Below are 18,383 nucleotides of genomic sequence, written 5' to 3'. Positions count from 1 at the left end.
AAAACATATAATTTAGCCCAAGAGTTGAGAAATATATTTGAGAAAACAACAGATAAAATCATTGGACTCTCAAGATTAGCTAAATGGCATGAAAAAGTAAGTCAATCTGGATTTAAGTCTTTCAATACAATCTCAAGATCTATAATAAATCATTACCAAACCATACTAAACTATTTTGATAACAGAAGCACAAACGCATCTGCAGAGTCGTTCAATGCTAAAATAAAAGCTTTTAGAACTCAATTTAGAGGCGTTAAAAATGTTGCATTCTTCCTTTTTAGGCTAACAACTATTTATGCTTAATTTTTCATTCCCCACAGGTTTTGGGATTGATCCGTTGAAAACTTTCTAGAAAACAATACTATTTACAATAAAAAAAACACATGATAAATACATTTTATGTTTTATCATGTGTTTTCATTTTCAAGACCTATAGTTTTAAACTAACTTATACTAAAGGTCACAGTCATTAGTTAATAATTAGGCAAATGTTTTCCACCAAAAAGTGCAAAAGATAAGTAATCATAAACCCTTTCTAATAATTTTTTCATAATAATGTTTTTTTATTGTTAAACAACAGACAAACACCTATAAAAAAAGCAAACTAAAAAGTAGACTTGGTTAGCAATGAGCAAGTTACGATTATTTTTTGATTTAAAACTAAAAAAAATTAAAAAATTTTTAAATCCGTTTAATGTATCCCGCTAGACGTTGATTTCATTAAACTAGAGGGTACTTTTATCAAGTTCACGCATTAAATTTATCAATTCGTTTTGAGTAGATAGTCCCTTATCGTGGTGGTACCAGAGTTGTAAATTTGTTTTTAAGTTTTCGTCAATAACACCAAACTCTTTTTTATAATTCAAAACTAGATCTTTTGCCGCTTGTGGTCTTGGCCCCCAATGCCCTAATACACCACCTGTTTCTTTTTTGATAATTACTAGAATTGGTATGGAACGTGCTTTATTTGTTAAGAAAGAATCCATAAACTCTAGGTTTTCATCTCTAAGTACAATTTTTAAATCAATTTTGTCCGTTGCTTCGGCCATTTTATGATATACGGGTAAAAGTTGAGCAGCATCGCCACACCAACCCTCTGAAATAACCAACCAGATATACTCTTCTTGTAACGCTTGTAACTCTTGAATTGTAGTTTCGGTAAGCACAATGGTTTTATCAAGGCGCTTCATACGGGTTTCATTGAGTTCACTGTAATGCGTTAAATCTATAGACTGTACGGGTCCAGTAGATTTTTTTTCATGCAATAAATCGATGATTTTTTTTCTATATTCAGCGTAAGAAAGACTGTTAAACAAGGCTTTAGCTACAGTAATTTTCATGATATTTGATTTGTTTTTACAAAGCTACTACAAAAATTGATTTTTAAAGTTGATATATATCATTCTCCATTCTATAAAAAAGAGTAATTTTAGCACAAATAGCGAATATGGATCTTAAAACAAAATCAATAGGACTTGTTCTTTCTGGAGGAGGTTCAAAAGGTTTAGCACATGCAGGTGTAATAAAATTTCTGGAAGAGCAAAAAATAAAACCCAGCCAAGTAGCTGGAACAAGTGCAGGCTCTATTGTGGGAGCACTATATGCCTGGGGCAAAACACCCGAAGAAATTTTAGAATTTTTTAAATCTATTTATCTTTTTCATTGGAAACACTTAACTTTTAAAAAAGCGGGATTGATAGACTCAGAGTCTTTTAGAATCTATTTTGAATCTATTTTTAAAGATGCCACAATAGGAGACCTGAAAATTCCAGTACAAATTACAGCCACAGATATGGTGCGAGGAAAGCTTAAAATTTTTGGGCCAAAAACAAAAATAGTTGATGCCATATTAGCCTCATCAGCATTTCCAGGTATTCTATCCCCATATGAAATTGATGGTAATATTTATAGTGATGGTGGCATACTCAACCATTTCCCCACAGATGTTTTACAAGGACAATGTGAAACTATTATTGGTATTTATGTGAGTCCCATTCAAAAAATTGAAGCTAAAGATTTACGCTCTATTAAAGCAGTAACTACACGCGCCTTTGACATCCTTTCGGCCAACTCGAACATTCATAAATTTAATATGTGCGATTGGGTAATTGAACCTAAGGATTTATGTCTTTACAGCACCTTTGAAACCAGTAAAATAAAGATGGACCAAGTATTTAATATTGGCTACCAAGCTGCCAAAAAATCCTTTGAAAAACTTAGTTTATAAATTACAATCAAGATTATATTAAAAAAAAAGAAAATTCTATATTTGCACCAATCAACGCAACACACACATGAAATACAAAAGAATTCTACTGAAATTAAGTGGGGAAGCTTTAATGGGCGACTTACAATACGGAATTGACCCAAAAAGACTCGCTGAATATGCTGATGAAATCAAGCAAATTCATAACAAAGGAGTAGAAATTGCCATTGTAATAGGTGGTGGAAACATTTTTAGAGGAGTAGCTGGTGCTAGTGCAGGAATGGACAGAGTGCAAGGAGACTACATGGGAATGCTAGCAACGGTAATAAACGGAATGGCCTTACAAGGCGCTCTTGAAGAAAAAGGAATGAAAACCCGTTTGCAAACGGCCTTAAAAATGGAATCCATTGCAGAGCCTTATATTAAGAGAAGAGCCGACAGACACCTTGAAAAAGGTAGAATTGTAATTTTTGGAGCTGGAACAGGAAACCCGTATTTCACAACAGATACTGCTGCTGTTTTAAGAGGAATTGAAATCAACGCTGATGTCATCCTAAAAGGAACTCGTGTTGATGGTGTTTATGATTGTGATCCAGAAAAAAATGCTTCGGCAATAAAATTTGATTTTATTTCTTTTGAAGATGTATTGAAAAAAGGATTGAATGTAATGGACACAACGGCTTTTACACTAAGTCAAGAAAATAAATTGCCTATTGTAGTTTTTGACATGAACAAAGTAGGAAACTTGCTCAAAATTTGCGAAGGAGACAATATAGGAACCGTAGTTAATATATAATAGACAGTCACAAGGAACAACTGCTGCAATGGCAAAACCGTACACTGAGACTGAAAACTGAAAACTAAAATTATGACTGAAGAAATTGATTTTATATTAGATAGTACACAAGAATCCATGATAGGATCTATTGCTCATTTAGAAAAAGAATTCTTAAACATTCGTGCCGGAAAAGCATCACCTGCTATGTTAGGAAGTGTTTTTGTGGATTATTACGGATCAGCAACACCATTATCTCAAGTATCAAAAATCAGTGTTCCTGATGCTAGAACTATTACATTACAACCCTTTGAAAAAAACATGTTACACCCTATTGAAAAAGCAATTATGATTGCTAATCTTGGGTTTAACCCAATGAACAATGGGGATGTCATCATTATAAGTGTTCCTCCCTTGACAGAAGATCGTCGTAGAGATTTAGCCAAACAAGCAAAGTCAGAGGCCGAGGATGCAAAAATAGGGATTCGTAATGCGCGTAAAGATGCCAATACCGACATCAAAAAACTAGAAAAAGACGGTACCTCAGAAGACATTTGCAAAAGTGCCGAAGAAGAAGTACAAAACTTAACTAATACGTATATCAAGAAAATAGATGAACTTTTAGTGGTTAAAGAAGCCGAAATCATGAAGGTGTAAACCTTCGTTACAAACATATTAAAACCGACTTGTTTTTCAACAAGTCGGTTTTAATATGTTTATACTAACCAATCATTCGATATATTTAATGCTAAACTAGTTTAGAAAAAAAGCAATAACCTAGCGTTTCACAACACTTACTGCCGTTCCTGTAATGATTACGGCAATTAAATTTTCGCTGCTTTTTAATTCTACATCTACTTGAATGCCTACTACTGCATTAGCGTTCAATTTCTCGGCATTTTCTCTTAATTTGGTAAATGCATGTTCTTTAACCTCTAAGATGCTGTCACTTATTCCGTCGTAGTATTTTTGCATGTTGAAAGTCATCGCCATCTTTTGCATGTTGACAGCGCTTCCAGACACTATGCCGTTATACTCTAATATTTTGTAATCTTCAATAGAATTAGTTGTCGTTAAAATCATAATTATAAGGTTTAAGTTAGTTTCTTTATTAGACTACAATTTCATACTCCTGTTACGCAATACCATCTGATAAAGCTCTAATTTATAATGGAAAACTATAATACCACAGTTGACTTAGATTTTATGACGTTACAATTGTAAAAGGAGTGCTTCATTGCAATAAAACTACTTCAGTTTTGTGTCTAAAAGTAGTATTGAAATTAATTAACAAACTTCAATTCATTCCCTCTCCAAAAAGATAATATTCTAACTTTATTTTAAACAAAGTTCCTTCTACTAAATCTTTAACAGCATTTAATTCCTCCATAGAAACGGCCAAATCAATTTGAGAACAAGGTGTTTTCAACAAAAACTTATGGCATTTGTTTTTTAGTTCGCAAGAGGCGCAACAGTTATTTTGGATGTAACTCTCGTCAATACAGCACTTAAATAGCTGCAATTCTTGTGGGGTAAAATAAAATCCCGTTTCTCTAAAAATCAGTTGGACTTTGTCCCATAGAACTGCATTGTCTTTTTTCCAGTAAAAAGCGCTGCCTAAATTATTTCGATATATCTGTTTTATTTCTTGCATCTGTATTCCGTTTGACACAAAAATACGTATTATTTATATTTATTCTAAATAATAAAAGCTAAAAAAGACATAAAATAGTTTGAGAATGATAATGGGAATCGTCTTTTAAGTAATGACTATGAGGTACTCATTTCAAAAAAAATTATTCTTCGCTTTTTTCATGATCTTCAACATCTTGTTGCAGGTCTAATTTTCTAAAAGTTGGAGATACGATACCTGTAAAAAGAACAGTAATTAAAGTCATGCTTCCGCCAAAGACCACTGCACTCACAGTGCCCATCAGTTTAGCCGTTAAGCCACTTTCAAAAGCCCCTAATTCGTTTGATGAACCTACAAAAATTGAATTTACAGCCGCTACACGACCGCGCATGTGATCAGGAGTTTTCAGTTGTAGAATGGTTTGACGAATCACCACAGAAAATCCATCAAAAACACCACTTAAAAATAACGCGGCAACGGACAACCAAAAAATAGAGGATAGCCCAAAAACAATGATGCAAATTCCAAATGCAAAAATGGCTACCAATAATTTCATTCCCGCATTTTTTGTAAAAGGAATGTATGCTGAGATAATCAGCATTAAAAAAGCGCCAACAGCGGGAGCAGCTCTCAAAACACCAAATCCCTGCGGTCCTACTTTTAAAATATCTTGCGCAAAAATTGGTAAAAGAGCTACAGCACCACCAAAGAGGACTGCAATCATATCCAGTGACAAAGCACCTAGAATGGTCTTATTGTTGAACACAAATTTTACACCTTCTTTGAGACTTTCCATAATTGGCTCACCAATTTTTGGGTTCAAAATAGGTTTGGTTCCAATTTGAGTCAAAGCCAGTAACGCAAAAAGCGAACAGCCTAAAACAATACACATAGACCAATGAACGCCAATCCAATTGATAGAGAAACCCGCTACTGCAGGCCCTAAAACCGAACTAATTTGCCAAACGGAACTGCTCCATGTAGCCGCATTTGGATACACTTTTTTAGGAACAATCAAGGCCAAAAGAGAGAATATGGTTGGTCCCAGAAAAGCACGAACTAATCCACCTAAGAACACACAAAAGTAGATAGAATATAGAATGGTTTGGGTTGCAAAATCTTTTATAAAAGGAGGCCACGTCAATAAAAACAAACCCAAACTGATGATTGCAAAACCCAATATACATTTAAACAGCAATCCTTTTTTCTCCTTTTGATCTACAATATGACCCGCAAATAAGGCCATTCCTACTGCTGGAATAACCTCCATCAAACCTATTATTCCTAATGATAAGGGACTTTTAGTCAAACTATAAACTTCCCATTCTATGACGATAAACTGCATAGACCAGCCAAAAACCATCGCAAAACGGAGTACTAAAAAAATGTTAAATTCTCTATAGCGTAATGCGGAGTACGGATCATTTTGTTTCATCGATTCTAATTTTGTGCTTTAATGTCTCTTAGACGCAATTGTAAACTTACTTTGCCGTTCCACTCATTTTCATCAATACAATAAACGGCTTGAAAAGGTTTTTGATGTGCAGTTAATTCGATTTTGTTTCCTAAATTAAACCCAATAGCTGCCAAACCTTCGGTGCCGAGGCTTCGGGATTGTTTTACAAAAAGTTTTAAATGATCGTCTTCTTGTCCCATTGTTTTTCCATAGCCCGTATCTTTAATGTTTTCGGTTAGAAAAATGGGAGTCATATTTTGTGGCCCAAAAGGTTCAAATTGTTTGAGTATTCGAATAAGTTTTGGCGTAATATCCGTAAAATTAATTTCGGCATCAACAGCAATTTCTGGTATCAACAAATCAGGATGAATCGTATTTTTAACTTCTTTTTCGAAAGCATCTTTAAATTCCTGATATTTTTCTGGAAGTAATGTCATGCCTGCTGCATACATGTGACCTCCAAATTGTTCCAAATGTTCAGCACAAGATTCAAGTGCATTATACACATCAAATCCTTTTACAGACCGAGCCGAAGCAGCGTACTTATCACCACTTTTAGTAAAAACAAGTGTCGGACGATAATAGGTTTCTATCAATCGAGAAGCAACGATTCCAATCACACCTTTGTGCCAATCTTCTTGAAAAACAACCGAAGTAAAGCGTTCTTGTTCCCCTTTATTCTCAATTTGTTGTAACGCTTCTTTGGTAATTAATTTGTCTAAATCTTTACGTTCCACATTGTAGGATTCGATTTCTGAGGCAAATTGTTGTGCTTGTTCAAAATCAAATTCGGTTAACAATTCCACAGCGTGATTGCCATGTTTAATTCGACCTGCGGCATTAATTCTAGGTGCAATGATAAAAACTACATCGGTAATGTCCAATGTTTGTTTTTTTATTTGATGAATAATTGCTTTAATTCCTGGTCTGGGATCACTGTTGATAACCTGTAAGCCAAAATGTGCCAAGACTCTATTTTCACCAGTCATAGGAACAATATCGGCCGCAATAGCTGCTGCTACTAGATCCAAGTACGGAATCAAATCAGTAATACTTTGCTCTCGGTTACTGCCTAACGCTTGAATGAGCTTAAAACCTATTCCGCAACCACACAACTCGTCATAGGGATAGGTACAATCGTCACGTTTTGGATCCAAAATTGCAACTGCATCAGGCAAAGAATCACCTGGTCTGTGATGATCACAAATGATAAAATCAATATTTTTTGCCTTAGCATAGTTGACATGATCTATGGATTTAATACCACAATCTAATGCAATAATTAAGGTAAATTCATTGTCATCAGCAAAATCAATACCTTTAAATGATACCCCATAACCCTCATCATAACGATCAGGAATATAAGTAGCCACATTGGGATAAAAGGATTTTAAATATGAGGATACTAGCGAAACAGCAGTAGTACCATCTACATCATAATCACCAAAAACTAGAATATTTTCACCATTTTTTATCGCTGTTTCAATACGAGACACTGCTTTATCCATATCTTTCATCAAAAATGGATCATGTAAATTGTCTAAACTTGGACGAAAAAAAGCTCTAGCTTCCTCAAAAGTGGTGATGCCACGTTGCACTAATAAAGTCGCCACAAAGTCTTCTACATTTAAGGCTTTCGCCAAATGTTTCACAGTCTCCTCAGGTGGATTTGGTTTAAGAGTCCAACGCATATTGATGTTATATTATAAATTTGAAATTTCGAAATGAAGTAGTATCGAAAGGGTAGTTTAGCTGTTTTATTTCAACGTTAAAGCACTGCCGTAAAAAGCGATTCCGTCCAAGCCCGTTTTCATAAAATTGCGAATGTTTTGATGATCAGTCCCGTCAGGATTTCCTAAAACATCTTCAAAATAGTATGCTCCAAAACAAGCTAAAGTTGCTTCAGGTGTTAGTTCCTGCATTTCTGCAAAAGCAAATATTTTACAAGATCCTGAGTTTTCACCAGCAGCATTGTGCTGAGTACCATTCTCAAACGCAGTGGGTTCAAAATCATAATGTTGCTCAATAATTGCAATGGTATCTGCAAATGCGATAGATTCTGGCGTTGTATTTAATTTTTCTAAAAAAGTGTTGATTGTCATAATCAAAAATATTAAAATTGAGATGAGATAGTTTTTGCGGCAGCTACCGCGCCATCCATATAACCTGGATGTTGCAAAGCGGTTTCTGAACCGGATAGATACAGTTTTCCGTTCAAAAGTGGTTTTTGAAAAACCATGTGGCCGTTGTTTTGATGTGCTAAAACAAGTTGGTCGTAAGGATGAAATGTTAGAGATTCTTCTCTCCATACCTTTTCATTATAGGAAACATAATGAGCTGCTTCGGGACCAAAAAAAGTTGTCAATTGAGTGATTACTTTTTGTTGGCGCTCCTCTTTAGAAAGTACAGACGTTCCCGCATTTAAAAAGCCTTTTAAAGCAAAACCGTTATGATCAAAAGAAGTGTGGTCATACATTTCCTGAATAATACTTGCTTGGCTGAATAGCGTTCCTGAGTAATTTTGCTCCCTCCAAAAAGGAGTTGTATAGGCTACCGCAAATTTAATACTTTCGCCCATCCAAGTATGCGTTTTCTGGGCTACTTGAACTAAATTATCGGGTAAATTAGGTTCAAAAGTTATGGTGTTAATGCCCAAATTAGGAGGAACGGTACTGATAACTTTGTCAGCAAAGTAGCTGTTCCCATTGGTGTCGGTCACAACCAATTGATTGCCTTGCTCTTTGATAGAGGTAACTTTAGTTTGTGTTTTTATATGCTCGATGCCAACTTTACTGATGAGTTGCTCTATCAATACCTTGGTTCCACCTTCTATTCGAAACGAAGGCTCTTCAGCCTCTGAGATTTCGAACTTTTGCGGTGGTACAAACGACATCGTTTCAAATAAGGAAATACCTTGAGTATGCTGTCTGAAATAGGGAATATTAAATTCGTGAACTAATGTTAAGAGATTGTGGTGTTGGTTCCCAAACCAAGTCGCACCCATTTCGACAGTAACTCCAGTTGAGGCAGTAACGGTTTTTATGCGTCCCCCTATTCGATCATTCGCTTCCAAAACTAAAACCTCAAATCCTTTTTGCTGTAGTAAATAAGCAGTATACAAGCCACACAAACCAGCACCAATAATGATTACTTTATCCTTACTCATGTAACTCCTCTCCTGAAAATTTACTCTTTTTAGGTTCTTTTGTAACAGGCTTTCCTGCAACAACAACCACGATTTCCCCTCTTGGTGCTGTTTTATCAAAATGCGCTGCTACCTCTTTTACAGTACCTCGCACATTTTCTTCATGTAATTTTGATAATTCTCTGGAAACACAAATTTGACGGTCTTCGCCAAAATAAGTACCAAACTCTACTAAAGTTTTTACTAACTTATGTGGTGAGACATATAAAATCATCGTTCTAGTTTCTTCGGCTAAAGCCAAATAACGGGTTTGACGCCCTTTTTTATCAGGCATAAAACCTTCAAAAATAAATTTATCATTGGGCAAACCACTGTTTACTAAAGCGGGTACAAACGCCGTAGCTCCAGGTAAACATTCTACTTCAACACCGTTTTCTATACAAGCACGCGTCAAAAGAAAACCAGGATCAGAGATGGCTGGTGTTCCCGCATCAGAAATCAAAGCGATGTTTTCACCCGCTTTCAATCTTGAAATAAGGTTCTCAACCGTTTTATGTTCGTTGTGCATGTGATGGCTGTACATGTGCGTGCCAATTTCAAAATGCTTCAACAATTTGCCGCTCGTACGCGTATCTTCGGCAAGAATCAAGTCGACTTCTTTTAATATTCGAATGGCTCGAAAAGTCATGTCTTCGAGATTGCCGATTGGTGTAGGAACGATATATAATTTTGACATAGTCATAGAGGTTACATACAAGCAATTGCTTGTAATTGTTCAAATTGATTGCTCAAGAAGGAGATGGATTTACAAGAATTTCTTTTCAATGATATCCATAAAACGGTCTTCGTAATCTTGTTTCCCAACCCAATTGTTATAATCCGGTTTCACCATTTCAAGAACAAAATCGCGAGTTTCATAAAAAGTATTGAAAGAGTTCAACTGACTTAAAACTCTGTTGTAATCTTCGCTACTGTTCCCAAAAAGATGCTTGATAAATGCCAAACGATCATTCAAATCGATGTTTATTCCTTTGGCCAATTTATCGTTTAATGAAACTGCTTTTACAGCTGGTATTTCATTTGTGCTTTCTGCAACAGGCTCTGGCGTTGTGTCAGGTTCAACAGCAACTTCCTCCTCGATTTCAAGGCGCTCTATTGCAGGCGTATTTTCAACTGCTTGTTTTTTTACAAAAAGCGTATCATGGTAATCACCTCCTAATAAATCCTGAAAAGAAATCTGAATAGGTTCTTGATTTGCTTTTTTAGGAGTTTCTTCAACCGTTTCTATCTCATGCGAAAGTTCAAATGCTGGCTTAAACTCTACTTCAATTACTGGCTGCTCTACTTCTATTTCTAAATCGGTTGAGGACTCTGGATCTGGAATTTCTTCGATAATTTCTTCTTCTAAATCCGTATTCGTTTCTTCAGGAGCTACTTCTACAACTTGTTCCTCAACTGTTAGCTCTTGTTCTGGTTCTTCTAGTACTGGTATCGCTTCTTCTACTGGTGTTACTTCTTCTGGAACCTCTTGATTTACTTCTGGCTCAGGAACTAGATCTTCTGTAGGTTCAACAGTACTTGTATTTTCGTTATCAACTGCAACAGTTTCATTATCAATAGGTGTATCAAGTTTTTCAAAAACTTCAACTACTTGGTCTGTCATTGCAGCAAGTCCAATAGTAGGTTTTACATCCCCAAAATTCTCCTCCACAAAGCGTAAAACAGTAAGTTTTTCATACAGTTTTTGGGTCTCAAAATACAATTGATTGATGTCGGATTTATTTTTTAGCTGTAATATTCGGTGTGCAATGCTGATCAAATCGGCTTCCAATTTCTTTTTCATAACTGTTGACATTATAGCGTTTTAGGTGATTTTTATTGTTTTGTAATTTGTTTTGGGCGCTTTGTTGAATTGTTTCAAAACCTGTTTCTAGAAATCTGATACTTTTATTTTTTTGAAATAAGTGTTCCCGAATCCCGGATTTGATATAAATTGTATACTTTTGAAACGACGTAAAAGTATAAAATTTTTAAGTCTAAAATTCTATTACAAAGTAATAAAAACTATTCATTTTTTAAGTCAGAAAAAAACAAAATGTTTCTCGAAAATACAGTAAATCACAAAGAACAATTTGGTTGGATCGAAGTCATTTGTGGCTCAATGTTTTCGGGTAAAACCGAAGAGTTAATCCGTCGTTTGAAAAGAGCGCAGTTTGCCAAGCAAAAAGTAGAAATTTTCAAACCATCAATAGACACACGCTATGACGAGGAAATGGTAGTGTCTCATGATGCCAATGAAATCCGCTCTACACCCGTTCCTGCAGCAGCAAATATCGCTATACTGGCACAAGGTTGTGATGTTGTGGGTATTGACGAAGCACAGTTTTTTGATGATGAAATTGTAAAGATTTGTAATGATCTTGCTAATCAAGGAATCCGGGTTATTGTTGCAGGGTTAGACATGGATTTTAAAGGAAATCCTTTTGGACCTATGCCTGCCTTAATGGCTACTGCAGAGTATGTAACCAAAGTACATGCGGTATGCACCAGAACTGGAAATCTTGCAAATTACAGTTTTAGAAAAACCGATAATGACAAGCTGGTAATGCTAGGTGAAACCGAAGAATACGAACCTTTAAGCCGTGCCGCCTATTATCATGCGATGCGGAAAGATGCAGATAAAAAATAAGGGGAATTATACTTTTATAAAAAAAGGGAAACTTGTATTTCAACAAATTTCCCTTTTTTAGTATTTCTAAGTCAGCAATTTTACATTTTCTTCCTCATTCTTGCCACAGGAATATCCAGTTGCTCTCTGTATTTTGCAATGGTTCTTCTAGCAATAGGATAGCCTTTTTCTTTTAGGATTTCTGCTAATTGATCGTCTGGAAGTGGTTTTTTCTTGTCTTCTTCTTCAATGGTGTTTTGTAGAATTTTCTTGATTTCTAATGTCGAAACATCCTCGCCTTGGTCGTTCTTCATGGCTTCTGAGAAAAACTCTTTAATCAATTTAGTTCCATAAGGTGTTTCTACGTATTTACTATTGGCCACACGTGAAATGGTAGAAATATCAAGACCCACCATATCTGCAATGTCTTTTAGAATCATCGGTTTCAACTTAGTTTCATCACCATCAAGAAAAAATTCTTCTTGGTAATGCATAATCGCATTCATGGTAACAAATAAAGTTTCCTGACGCTGACGGATGGCATCAATAAACCATTTAGCTGAATCCAGTTTTTGTTTGATAAACTGCACTGCATCTTTCTGCTGCGCTGATTTATCACGAGAATCCTTATAGGTTTGCATCATTTCCTGATAGTCTTTGGAAACGTGCAGCGATGGTGCGTTCCGACCGTTTAGAGTCAATTCTAGTTCACCATCTACAATTCTAATAGCAAAATCAGGAACTACATTTTCGGTTACTTTGTTGTTTCCGGTAAAAGATCCGCCTGGCTTTGGATTCAGTTTCTCAATTTCGTGAATGGCTTTTTTAAGCTGTTCATTAGAGACACCATACTTTTGAAGTAATTTATCGTAATGTTTTTTAGTGAAGGCATCAAACTGGTTTTCGATGATATCAGTGGCTAGTTCCACGTACTCTGTTGGCGTTTTGTGCTTGAGTTGCAACAAGAGGCATTCTTGCAAATCTTGCGCACCTACACCTGATGGTTCTAGTTCATGGATAACATGCATCATTTTTTGGACCATTTTTTCATCGGTGTAAATACCCTGAGTAAATGCCATATCATCAACCATATCCGCTATACTGCGGCGGATATATCCCATATCATCAATACTTCCTACTAGGAATTCAGCAATTTCGCGCTCCTCATCATTCAAGATAAAAGTATTCAACTGATTGATTAAATCTTGATGAAAACTTACTGGCGCTGCAAAAGGAGTTTCACGCTCATCATCATCGTCGCTGTAATTATTAGCTTGTGTTTTATAATCAGGCGTTTCATCGTTACTTAAATACTCATCTATATTGATATCTTCAGCTTCTATTCGCTCTGATTCAGCATCATCATAATCATCGTAATCTTCGTTTTCGAACTCGTCTTTTTCGTATTCATCTTCTTCCTTACCGGATTCCAGTGCAGGATTCTCGTTCATTTCTTCGAGTAAACGTTGCTCAAAAGCTTGCGTAGGCAATTGAATTAACTTCATCAGCTGGATTTGCTGTGGAGATAATTTTTGTGATAATTTTAAATTTAAGAATTGCTTTAGCATAAAAAAAGGGACTGAGTTACTGAGTAACAAAGTTACTAAGTAACGTATTTTGATGAATTATAATTATTTTTTGTATTTCTATTTTAAAACTTTGAACCTTTGTGACTTTAAACTTTTTTAGAATTCCGCATTCATTGGTGTTCTTGGGAAAGGAATTACGTCACGAATGTTAGTCATTCCTGTTACAAATAACACCAATCTTTCAAACCCAAGTCCAAAACCAGAGTGAACTGCTGATCCGAATCTTCGTGTATCTAAATACCACCACAATTCTTCTTCATCAATTCCTAAGGCTTTCATTTTTTCGACTAAAACATCAAAACGCTCCTCACGCTGAGATCCTCCTACTATTTCTCCAATTCCAGGGAAAAGGATATCCATAGCGCGAACGGTTTCTTTTCCTGGTTCTGTATTGTCATTCAAACGCATGTAAAACGCTTTGATATTGGCTGGATAATCAAACAAAATTACCGGACATTTAAAGTGTTTCTCCACCAAGTAACGCTCGTGTTCACTTTGTAAATCAGCACCCCATTCGTTGATAATATAATTAAATTTTTTCTTTTTGTTTGGTGTAGAATCTCTTAAAATATCGATAGCTTCCGTATACGAAACGCGCTTGAAATTGTTCTCTAAAACAAAATTCAATTTTTCTAACAAAGCCATTTCGCTGCGTTCAGCCTGTGGTTTTGATTTTTCTTCTTCTAACAAACGGCCTTCTAAAAATTTCAAATCCTCCGGACATTTGTCCAATGCATATTTTATCACGTACTGAATAAAATCTTCAGCTAAGTCCATGTTATCATTCAAATCATTGAACGCCACTTCTGGCTCAATCATCCAAAACTCCGCAAGGTGGCGAGAAGTATTTGAGTTTTCGGCTCTAAATGTTGGTCCGAAAGTATAAATCTGACCCAAAGCCATCGCAAAAGTTTCTCCTTCTAATTGTCCAGAAACTGTCAAGTTGGTTTCTTTCCCAAAGAAATCTTCTTTGTAATTTACTTTTCCGTCCTCGGTTCTTGGTGTTCCGTCAAATGGCAAAGCAGTTACTTTAAACATCTCACCAGCACCTTCAGCATCAGATCCTGTGATAATAGGCGTATTCACATACACAAAACCTTTCTCTTGAAAATAGCTATGAACTGCAAATGATAGTACTGAGCGTACTCTCATAATAGCTCCAAAAGCATTAGTACGCACGCGTAAATGCGCATTTTCACGCAAAAACTCTAGCGAGTGTTTTTTTGGCTGCATTGGGAATTTCTCAGCATCAGAGTCTCCTAAAATCTCCAATTTTGTAACCTGAATTTCAAATTTTTGACCAGCTCCTTTGCTTTCTACCAAAGTTCCTGTTACAGACACCGCTGCACCCGTCGTGATTCTTCTTAAAGTTTCGTCTGGCGTATTTTCAAAATCCACCACGCATTGAATATTATTGATTGTTGAACCATCATTCAACGCGATAAATTGATTGTTTCTAAAAGTTCTCACCCATCCTTTTGCATTTACTTCATGAAGTGTCGTTGTACTGTTTAGTAAGTCTTTAACTTTTGTATGTCTCATTTTATGTGAATTGTTGATATTAAAAATTGTCTCGTGACTGAACTGCAAATATAAATGATTTGTTTGAAAAGTCCTTGTAACAATTTGGGTAATCAGGAGCTATTTCCCGCTATTCATTACAATCGTATTGTTTTTTGCAAGCAACAACAATAAGGATTTCCATTTCTATCGGGGCTAGGGAGCTAGTTTCAGGACATATTTTAGATTAATAATTCGAAGTATCTTCTTTTTGAAGCTGTTTAAAAACTTGGCTAACCGCACAACACTTTGTACTTTTGCCCCATGAACGACAATTTTGTAACAGAGTATTTCGGCATTGGCATCCAAAATGGTAAAACACCTGAAAATCTTGGTGTATTGTGGCGCACCGCACAAAACCTAGGTGCAAGTTATATTTTCACCATTGGGAATCGATATGCCAAACAGGCTTGTGATACGCACAATGCTGTAAAATCTTTACCCTATTTTCATTATGAAAATTTTGAAGATTTCTACAACAACTTACCCAAAGGCGCTCGGTTAGTAGGCGTGGAACTTGATGAACGCGCTACCGATTTAGAAACATTCGAACACCCTAGACGCTGTGTCTATTTATTAGGAGCTGAGGATAACGGACTCTCTAAGGCGGCTATGGCCAAATGCCATCATTTGGTCAAATTCAAATCAGAGAAAAGTTTGAACGTATCTGTTGCAGGCAGTATTGTACTTTACGACCGTGGCCTTGCAAAACCAAGATCGTAAAGCATGAAGTGAAATTCATGTACTGATTTAATTTATTTTTTTTGTTCTAATTCGTCAATTTCTGCATCACTTGGTTCAATGATGTCAATTTTAGGTTCAATAAAATCTTGTTCGTTTGCCAATGTTTTATTTAAGGTGAGCACCAATGCAGGAAGTAACATTAAATTAGATAGCATTCCGAACAATAATGTTAAGGAAATCAATCCGCCTAGTGCAATGGTACCTCCAAAACTAGATAACATAAATACCGAAAACCCAAAAAACAAAACAATAGAGGTATAAAACATACTCAAGCCGGCATCCGTAAAAGTGGCGTACACTGATTTGCGAATCTTCCAGTTATTTTTCTTTAATTCCTCTCGATATTGCGATAAGAATCGGACGGTGTCATCCACTGAAAGTCCAAATGCAATTCCAAAAACCAATATCGTTGACGGTTTTAATGGAATATCCAGAAAACCCATCAATCCAGCGGTAAGCATCAACGGAAGTAAATTTGGAATAATAGAAACCAATACCATCTTGAACGAACGGAACATAAATGCAATTAAAAGCGCCGTTAACAAAAAAGCAAATGCTAGCGACGAAAGTAAATTATCTAGCAAGTAACCAGTTCCTTTTTGGAAAACCAAAGCTTTTCCAGTAATGGTTACTTTATATTGATTGGCTGGGAAAATCTTGTCTGCCTTCTTGCGAATTTCAGCTTCTATTTTAGCAATCTTATCGCCACTTTCATCGCGCATGAAAGTAGTAATTCGGGCATATTGACCGGTTGCATCCACATAGCTTTTCATCACATTATCTTTCGAATTTTTAGTCGAATTTTTAGCATACGATAAAATAAAAGATTGTTCCTGCGAGCTAGGCAATTCATAGTAATCGGGATTTCCGTTGTAATACGCTTGCTTTGAATATTTAACCAAATTGACAATCGAAATAGGCTTTGACAATTCTGGAACCTCATCAATAGCTTCCTCAAGTTCCTCCATTCGCTTCAGGGTAGACAATTTCATCACTCCTTTTTTGCGCTTGGTATCAATCATAATTTCAAGCGGCATCACTCCGTCAAACTCTTTTTCGAAGAAAACAATATCTTCAAAAAAGGCTTCTTTCTTGGGCATGTCCTCTATTAAACTTCCCGAAATTCGCATTTCATATATCCCTATAATGCTCACTACTAATAACGATACAGCTACTACATAGATTGAAAATCGATTGTATTTTACATTTCTTAAAATCCAATCCATGAAAACTTTAACGTAGTTGCGATCCAAGTGCTCAATGTGACGCTCCTGAGGCGCTGGAATAAAACTATGAAAAATAGGAATTACGATGATGCACAAAAAGAAAAGCGCCATAATATTGATGGATGTTACCACTCCAAACTCTAATAACAATTGATTGTTTGAAGCAATAAAGGTGGCAAAACCTATGGCTGTGGTAAGATTAGTCATTAAAGTTGCCATTCCTACCTTTGTAGTAACACGTTGTAATGCTTTAGCCTTATTATGGTGAATTTTATATTCTTGATGGTACTTATTGGTCAAGAAAATGCAATTCGGTATTCCAATTACGATGATTAATGAGGGAACTAAAGCCGTTAAAACAGTAATTTCATAATTCAACAATCCTAAAAACCCAAAAGACCACATCACACCAATTATTACGATAATCATTGATATTAAAGTGGCTCTAAAACTTCTAAAAAAGAAAAAGAAAAGCAATGAAGTAACCAGTAAAGAAGCTCCTATAAAAATGCTAATTTCATCCGTAATGGTTTTTGCATTCAAGGTCCTGATGTATGGCATCCCCGAAACTCGCAAATCAATTCCGGTTTCTTTCTCAAAAACTTCAACTGCAGGGACTAGTTTTTCTAAAATAAAATCTTTTCTAGCAGCTGTGTTTACAATTTTCTTGTCCATGTATACCGCAGAACGAATACTTCCTGATCTTTTATTAAATAGCAAACCCTCATAGAAAGGCATATCATTGATAAGCTCCTTTTTAATGGATTGTAAATAGGCAGGATCTAAAGTTCTATTTTGGTCAATAAAGGGAACCAACTCAAAGGTTTCCAGGGATTCATTTTTTTGAAGCTTTTTTAAATCATTAAGAGATACCACAAGATCTACAGCGGCATCATTTTTTAAAGAATTCATCATTCTAGACCAAGAAGCGAATGCCTTTGGGGTGAATATAGCATCATCTTTGACACCTATAATGACAAGATTCCCTTCTTCTCCAAATTTATTTAAAAAAGCATCGTACTCAACGTTTACAATATTGTCATTAGGCAATAAATTTGCTTCAGTAAAAGTAAAATGAATATTCTTCCATTGTAATGCTAAAAGAGCCGTAATTACAGCAATAATAGACAGCATTAAAATTCTATTCCTAAGGACAATACGAGCAATTAACTCCCAAAATCCCAAACTAAACCACTTGATCATATTTCCTATTTATTGGGCGCAAAGGTAATTAAATCGACTACAAATCATGAGTTATACACAAAAGTTTTTCGCGTGTTTACAGTATTTTAAGTGCTGTTTTTTATATTTACAATTAATTAATTTTAAACTGTAAAATTTATACATTTGGTTTCATCATCTTTGTTACTTTTAAAAAAAT

18 protein-coding genes are annotated in these 18,383 nt (G+C 35.6%); 6 read left to right on the top strand and 12 right to left on the bottom strand.

Annotated elements, in window-relative coordinates; genetic code table 11:
* Window positions 1-303 (top strand): transposase (locus IQ05_RS14665; RefSeq protein ID WP_144894212.1); only part of this gene is annotated, 303 nt, incomplete at its 5' end.
* Window positions 304-725: 422 nt separating this feature from the next.
* On the opposite strand, the gene IQ05_RS14660 is transcribed toward IQ05_RS14665, so the two are convergent.
* The gene (locus IQ05_RS14660) at window positions 726-1,340 is read right to left on the bottom strand and encodes a thioredoxin family protein (RefSeq protein ID WP_144894211.1); all 615 of its coding nucleotides are present in this window, start codon (window positions 1,338-1,340) and stop codon (window positions 726-728) included.
* Between the two features lie 107 nt (window positions 1,341-1,447).
* On the opposite strand from IQ05_RS14660, the gene IQ05_RS14655 reads away from it, so the two are divergent.
* The 3 genes from IQ05_RS14655 (at window position 1,448) to frr (ending at window position 3,638) form a co-directional block, all read left to right on the top strand.
* The gene (locus tag IQ05_RS14655) at window positions 1,448-2,227 is read left to right on the top strand and encodes a patatin-like phospholipase family protein (protein WP_144894210.1); all 780 of its coding nucleotides are present in this window, start codon (window positions 1,448-1,450) and stop codon (window positions 2,225-2,227) included.
* A gap of 67 nt (window positions 2,228-2,294) precedes the next feature.
* A complete protein-coding gene (gene pyrH / locus IQ05_RS14650; RefSeq protein WP_144894209.1) occupies window positions 2,295-3,002 on the top strand; it encodes a UMP kinase in 708 nt (235 codons plus the stop codon).
* Window positions 3,003-3,074: 72 nt separating this feature from the next.
* Entirely contained in the window at window positions 3,075-3,638 is a 564-nt protein-coding gene (gene frr, locus IQ05_RS14645) for a ribosome recycling factor (RefSeq protein ID WP_144894208.1), read from the top strand.
* Window positions 3,639-3,758: 120 nt separating this feature from the next.
* Here frr and IQ05_RS14640 read toward each other — a convergent pair whose 3' ends face one another.
* From IQ05_RS14640 to IQ05_RS14605, 8 genes are all read right to left on the bottom strand, one after another.
* A complete protein-coding gene (locus tag IQ05_RS14640; protein ID WP_144894207.1) occupies window positions 3,759-4,064 on the bottom strand; it encodes a YbjQ family protein in 306 nt (101 codons plus the stop codon).
* A 214-nt stretch (window positions 4,065-4,278) separates the two neighbouring features.
* On the bottom strand, window positions 4,279-4,635 hold the full coding sequence (locus IQ05_RS14635; RefSeq protein WP_144894206.1) for a hypothetical protein: 357 nt from the start codon (window positions 4,633-4,635) through the stop codon (window positions 4,279-4,281).
* Window positions 4,636-4,777: 142 nt separating this feature from the next.
* Complete coding sequence (locus tag IQ05_RS14630; RefSeq protein WP_144894205.1) at window positions 4,778-6,049, bottom strand: MFS transporter; 1,272 nt, start codon at window positions 6,047-6,049, stop codon at window positions 4,778-4,780.
* Between the two features lie 5 nt (window positions 6,050-6,054).
* The gene (gene recJ / locus IQ05_RS14625; RefSeq protein ID WP_144894204.1) at window positions 6,055-7,761 is read right to left on the bottom strand and encodes a single-stranded-DNA-specific exonuclease RecJ; all 1,707 of its coding nucleotides are present in this window, start codon (window positions 7,759-7,761) and stop codon (window positions 6,055-6,057) included.
* 66 nt (window positions 7,762-7,827) lie between these two features.
* On the bottom strand, window positions 7,828-8,172 hold the full coding sequence (locus IQ05_RS14620; protein ID WP_144894203.1) for a HopJ type III effector protein: 345 nt from the start codon (window positions 8,170-8,172) through the stop codon (window positions 7,828-7,830).
* Window positions 8,173-8,183: 11 nt separating this feature from the next.
* Window positions 8,184-9,236 carry a flavin monoamine oxidase family protein gene (locus tag IQ05_RS14615; protein ID WP_144894202.1) on the bottom strand — a complete coding sequence of 351 codons (1,053 nt, stop codon included), beginning with the start codon at window positions 9,234-9,236 and terminating at the stop codon, window positions 8,184-8,186.
* Entirely contained in the window at window positions 9,229-9,951 is a 723-nt protein-coding gene (gene rsmI / locus IQ05_RS14610) for a 16S rRNA (cytidine(1402)-2'-O)-methyltransferase (RefSeq protein ID WP_086454766.1), read from the bottom strand. Before rsmI ends, IQ05_RS14615 begins: the two co-directional genes overlap by 8 nt.
* 69 nt (window positions 9,952-10,020) lie before the next feature.
* Window positions 10,021-11,058, bottom strand: coding sequence for a hypothetical protein (locus IQ05_RS14605; protein WP_144894201.1), 1,038 nt, complete (start codon window positions 11,056-11,058; stop codon window positions 10,021-10,023).
* Between the two features lie 252 nt (window positions 11,059-11,310).
* On the opposite strand from IQ05_RS14605, the gene IQ05_RS14600 reads away from it, so the two are divergent.
* On the top strand, window positions 11,311-11,904 hold the full coding sequence (locus IQ05_RS14600) for a thymidine kinase (RefSeq protein WP_144894199.1): 594 nt from the start codon (window positions 11,311-11,313) through the stop codon (window positions 11,902-11,904).
* An 80-nt stretch (window positions 11,905-11,984) separates the two neighbouring features.
* Here the strand turns inward: IQ05_RS14600 and rpoN are convergent, their stop codons facing one another.
* Together rpoN and asnS are read right to left on the bottom strand one after the other, a co-directional pair.
* Window positions 11,985-13,451 (bottom strand): RNA polymerase factor sigma-54, encoded by a 1,467-nt coding sequence (rpoN, locus tag IQ05_RS14595; RefSeq protein ID WP_144894197.1) that lies wholly within the window; start codon window positions 13,449-13,451, stop codon window positions 11,985-11,987.
* A gap of 117 nt (window positions 13,452-13,568) precedes the next feature.
* The gene (gene asnS / locus IQ05_RS14590; protein ID WP_144894195.1) at window positions 13,569-15,014 is read right to left on the bottom strand and encodes an asparagine--tRNA ligase; all 1,446 of its coding nucleotides are present in this window, start codon (window positions 15,012-15,014) and stop codon (window positions 13,569-13,571) included.
* A 282-nt stretch (window positions 15,015-15,296) separates the two neighbouring features.
* Between asnS and IQ05_RS14585 the strand changes: the two genes are divergently transcribed.
* Entirely contained in the window at window positions 15,297-15,755 is a 459-nt protein-coding gene (locus IQ05_RS14585) for an RNA methyltransferase (protein WP_144894193.1), read from the top strand.
* Between the two features lie 32 nt (window positions 15,756-15,787).
* Here the strand turns inward: IQ05_RS14585 and IQ05_RS14580 are convergent, their stop codons facing one another.
* A complete protein-coding gene (locus IQ05_RS14580) occupies window positions 15,788-18,205 on the bottom strand; it encodes an efflux RND transporter permease subunit (protein ID WP_144894191.1) in 2,418 nt (805 codons plus the stop codon).
* Window positions 18,206-18,383: the final 178 nt, after the last annotated feature.

It is taken from the genome of Flavobacterium tiangeerense (assembly GCF_007830355.1).
Lineage (GTDB): Bacteria > Bacteroidota > Bacteroidia > Flavobacteriales > Flavobacteriaceae > Flavobacterium > Flavobacterium tiangeerense.
This window is presented reverse-complemented; position numbering and strand designations above follow the sequence as displayed.

Coding starts and splice junctions, on each gene's coding strand:
- IQ05_RS14660 (WP_144894211.1), bottom strand. CDS start 1,340: ATGAAAATTACTGTAGCTAAAGCCTTGTTTAACAGTCTTTCTTACGCT.
- IQ05_RS14655 (WP_144894210.1), top strand. CDS start 1,448: ATGGATCTTAAAACAAAATCAATAGGACTTGTTCTTTCTGGAGGAGGT.
- pyrH (WP_144894209.1), top strand. CDS start 2,295: ATGAAATACAAAAGAATTCTACTGAAATTAAGTGGGGAAGCTTTAATG.
- frr (WP_144894208.1), top strand. CDS start 3,075: ATGACTGAAGAAATTGATTTTATATTAGATAGTACACAAGAATCCATG.
- IQ05_RS14640 (WP_144894207.1), bottom strand. CDS start 4,064: ATGATTTTAACGACAACTAATTCTATTGAAGATTACAAAATATTAGAG.
- IQ05_RS14635 (WP_144894206.1), bottom strand. CDS start 4,635: ATGCAAGAAATAAAACAGATATATCGAAATAATTTAGGCAGCGCTTTT.
- IQ05_RS14630 (WP_144894205.1), bottom strand. CDS start 6,049: ATGAAACAAAATGATCCGTACTCCGCATTACGCTATAGAGAATTTAAC.
- recJ (WP_144894204.1), bottom strand. CDS start 7,761: ATGCGTTGGACTCTTAAACCAAATCCACCTGAGGAGACTGTGAAACAT.
- IQ05_RS14620 (WP_144894203.1), bottom strand. CDS start 8,172: ATGACAATCAACACTTTTTTAGAAAAATTAAATACAACGCCAGAATCT.
- IQ05_RS14615 (WP_144894202.1), bottom strand. CDS start 9,236: ATGAGTAAGGATAAAGTAATCATTATTGGTGCTGGTTTGTGTGGCTTG.
- rsmI (WP_086454766.1), bottom strand. CDS start 9,951: ATGTCAAAATTATATATCGTTCCTACACCAATCGGCAATCTCGAAGAC.
- IQ05_RS14605 (WP_144894201.1), bottom strand. CDS start 11,058: ATGAAAAAGAAATTGGAAGCCGATTTGATCAGCATTGCACACCGAATA.
- IQ05_RS14600 (WP_144894199.1), top strand. CDS start 11,311: ATGTTTCTCGAAAATACAGTAAATCACAAAGAACAATTTGGTTGGATC.
- rpoN (WP_144894197.1), bottom strand. CDS start 13,451: ATGCTAAAGCAATTCTTAAATTTAAAATTATCACAAAAATTATCTCCA.
- asnS (WP_144894195.1), bottom strand. CDS start 15,014: ATGAGACATACAAAAGTTAAAGACTTACTAAACAGTACAACGACACTT.
- IQ05_RS14585 (WP_144894193.1), top strand. CDS start 15,297: ATGAACGACAATTTTGTAACAGAGTATTTCGGCATTGGCATCCAAAAT.
- IQ05_RS14580 (WP_144894191.1), bottom strand. CDS start 18,205: ATGATCAAGTGGTTTAGTTTGGGATTTTGGGAGTTAATTGCTCGTATT.